Here is a 3,147-nt window from a genome sequence, read left to right on the forward strand (position 1 = left end):
CGGCGGTGTTCCACTCGTGGCAGACCTGGATCGGATGAGTCCCGAAGCGCCGTTCGCACTCGGCCGCCCACTCGTAGGCGGGGTCGGTGGTGTAGTCGCAGAACAGCCGTACCGCTTCCTGGTAGCCCCGGAGCGTCGAACGTCCGCAGCCGTGAACCGACCGCAGGTCGCCGAACCACTCGTCGGCCAGCGGTGAGGACCAGTTCCACGGGAAGGCGTCAGCGTGAGCGGCGAACGCCCGCACCTTGCGCTCGCGGCCGTTGATGGTCGACAGCGCGAGGTTCCGGGCCAGCTGCTGGTTGCGCCAGCCGTCCAGCATCGCTTCGAAGACCTGCTCGTCCGGCCGGAGCAGCGGCACCCCGTCGGCCAGGTGAAGCCGTGCGGCCCCCGGCGTCGCCCTGTTGTTGCTCACCACATTGTCACGCTCCGTAGATCGCATTCGCCGCGAGAATCTCGCATCAGATGCGAAGCGTGGAGCGGAACGGCAGGTCAGCCATCCGATCGAGTGAAGCGGAACGACATGGGCCCGTCCTGTCGGTTACCGTCCCAGCAGGCCCTGGAGAACCGCCTACCTGCTGATCAGCGGCTTCCCGGCGCCGCCTGACCAATGCGGCGCAAGGTGACGCCAGTTCGCATCAGATGCGATATGCGCCGGTTACCAGATACGGGTCAAAGGGGCAATGAGTTGATCTTGAAGCCCTGACGTGCATCCGGGCTCACTCGGTGTTGTCGGCTTCCTCGGCGAGGATGCGGTAGACGGTGGCGACCGAGGGGTGTTCGCCCTTGTTCTTGCCCGAGGTGATGACGAGCTTCTGCGCGATCTGCGGGACGGGGACGCCGCCGGCCCGCAAGGACCGGGCGTAGGCGGCCATGTCGTCGTCGACGACCTTGGGCCTGCCGCCGTGTCGGCCGCGTTCGCGGGCGGATGCCTGGCCTTCGAGGGACTTCTCCCGGATGTACTCGCGCTCGGACTCGGCCATGCCGGCGAAGAACGCGAGCAGGGCGGCGCCGTGCCCGGACGGGTCGTAGACGCCCTGGAGGGGGCCGGTGAGGAGTTCGAGTTCGATGTCGTGGTGGCGCAGGTCCTCGGCGATGGCAAGGAGTTCGGCGGCGCCGCGGCCGAGGTGCTTCAATCTCGTGAACGGTGAGGATGACCCGCTGGTGGGGGACGGCTTTCTTGATGGTGCGGGCGAAGTCCATCGCCTTGACGAACTCCGGTCTCACCTTGATGCGGGTGCTGATCTTCTCGGGGAACACCGGGTCGTACCCGGCCTCGCCGAGCGCGCCGAGCTGGCTCTGGAGCTCCTGCTGGGCAGTGCTGCACCTCGCGTAGCCCACCCTGGTGGGCTTCGTCGCGGCTTCGGGTAGGGCGGCGTCGACGGCAGGGCCCATCTCCCACGCGCGGCCGGGGCTGCGGTCGGCGGGGGTCTTCACTTCCAGCTCGGCGAGGAGCTGGGGGACGAGCATGAAGCGCGGGGTGTGGTACTTCGGGGCGACCTTGCCGCCGCGGGTGCGGCAGATGCTTCCGGCGGGCACCTCACAGGTCGGACAGTCGAACTGTTCGACGGCGGCGGCCGGTTCGGCGGGCTGGGGGCATGTCGCAGAACCTATCGCGAGAGGCATTGCGCGAAAGCTGTTTTGCGAGAGGCTGTGAGAACGAGGATCAGGGGCAAACCGGACACGTTCCGGCAGGGGTCTCCGGTCTCTCAGAACTACTCATTTCTGCGAAAGGAGTTCATCGGACAACCCGAGGTGGCGGCGGAGTGCCTGTCGGCCGAGGGGTGTGACTGCGACTGCGCGCGTGGTACCGACGGGAGTGATCCAGCCTGTGTCGAACGCGTGACGGCACAGGGCGGCACCGACGGCGCCGGCCAGGTGGGGGCGGCGTTCGGTCCAGTCCAGGCATGACCGTACCGACGGTCGACGCGTGCCGGTCGGGACGGTGATGCCGAGCTCTTCGAGCCAGGTCGCTCCGGCGCTGGTGAGTCCGAGTCCGTGCTCCAGGTCCAGCAGCCTTCGTTCGAGCATCGCATCGGTGATGGCGACCCCGACGGTCCCGGCGAGGTGGTCGTAGCAGGTGCGGGCGTGGGCGAGGGCCTGTCGGCGGCCAGCCGCCGACAGGGAACGGGGTGCCGGGGTGTGCTCAGGTGCTATCGCGGCGAGGCTCTCGATCAGCTCGGCTACGTGCGGACCGGCCAGACGCACATAGCGGTGGCGTCCCTGCCGTTCCTCGACCAGCAGGTTTCCGCGGACGAGCGCATGCAAGTGCTCAGTCGCGGTCGAGGGCGCCACCCCCACATGACGCGCCAATTCCGTCGCTGTCCAAGCCCGGCCGTCGAGCAGGGCCAGACAGAAGCCTGCCCGCGTGCCATCGGCCAGAAGCTTCGCCACGGTAGCCAGGTCAGGACCGGCTACATGTGCGCGCTGTATGTCCATGCGGTCCATTGTCCCCTGTGACACTTCGGCCCCGGCCGAAATAACCGAGCCCTAGGCTTCTCACCATGAACACGGCACCTCCCAGCACTCTGCCCGCACAGACAGTCACCACCCACCTGGAGATCGAGCCGAGCATCCTGTACTTCGGGACGCCAGTGGTGCTCCTGTCGACAGAGAATCAGGACGGCTCGTTCAACCTTGCCCCGATATCATCCGCGTGGGCCCTCGGGAAGACGGTTGTGATCGGACTGGGCCGTGTGGGGCAGACCGCGTACAACCTCGGCAGCCGCCCCGACCTGGTCATCAGCCTGCCGGCCCCCGCCCAGTGGCCGGCCGTGGAGCGGCTGGCGCCACTGACCGGCCGGAATCCAGTGCCCCCTGGCAAGCCCAAGGGCTGCCGCTTCGAGCCGGACAAGTTCGCCGCCGCGGGCATGACCAGCGAGCCCTCCCATCTGGTCCGGCCGCCTCGCGTCGCCGGATGCCCGATCCAACTGGAGGCCCGTGCCGAGCGGGTGCAGCCGGACGTCTCCGGGGAGTTCGTCATCGTCGAGGCCGTCGTGTGCAAGGTGCACGCCGACTCCCGCATCGTCGTTCCGGGCACCGACCACATCGACCCCGCCGCCTGGAGCCCCCTCATTTACAACTTCCGCCACTACTTCGGACTCGGCCCGGAACTCGGCCACTCCTACCGCACCCAGACACCCCGCAACT

3 protein-coding genes and 2 pseudogenes are annotated in these 3,147 nt (G+C 68.1%); 1 reads left to right on the forward strand and 4 read right to left on the reverse strand.

Annotation, left to right across the window (positions count from 1 at the left end; all coding sequences use genetic code 11):
• The 4 genes and pseudogenes from FF041_RS38600 to FF041_RS36855 all read right to left on the reverse strand — a co-directional run.
• Positions 1 to 412 (reverse strand): annotated as a pseudogene (locus FF041_RS38600) (site-specific integrase); the annotation flags it as partial.
• Positions 413 to 716: 304 nt separating this feature from the next.
• Positions 717 to 1,133 carry a recombinase family protein gene (locus tag FF041_RS40230; protein ID WP_267133262.1) on the reverse strand — a complete coding sequence of 139 codons (417 nt, stop codon included), beginning with the start codon at positions 1,131 to 1,133 and terminating at the stop codon, positions 717 to 719.
• 109 nt (positions 1,134 to 1,242) lie between these two features.
• Positions 1,243 to 1,623 (reverse strand): annotated as a pseudogene (locus FF041_RS40510) (zinc finger domain-containing protein); the annotation flags it as partial.
• 93 nt (positions 1,624 to 1,716) lie between these two features.
• Complete coding sequence (locus tag FF041_RS36855; RefSeq protein WP_153527083.1) at positions 1,717 to 2,445, reverse strand: ArsR/SmtB family transcription factor; 729 nt, start codon at positions 2,443 to 2,445, stop codon at positions 1,717 to 1,719.
• Between the two features lie 56 nt (positions 2,446 to 2,501).
• On the opposite strand from FF041_RS36855, the gene FF041_RS36860 reads away from it, so the two are divergent.
• On the forward strand, positions 2,502 to 3,147 hold a 646-nt coding region (locus FF041_RS36860; RefSeq protein WP_153527094.1), incomplete at its 3' end, for a flavin reductase family protein.

This window comes from Streptomyces jumonjinensis (genome assembly GCF_009600885.1).
Taxonomy (GTDB): Bacteria; Actinomycetota; Actinomycetes; order Streptomycetales; family Streptomycetaceae; genus Streptomyces; species Streptomyces jumonjinensis.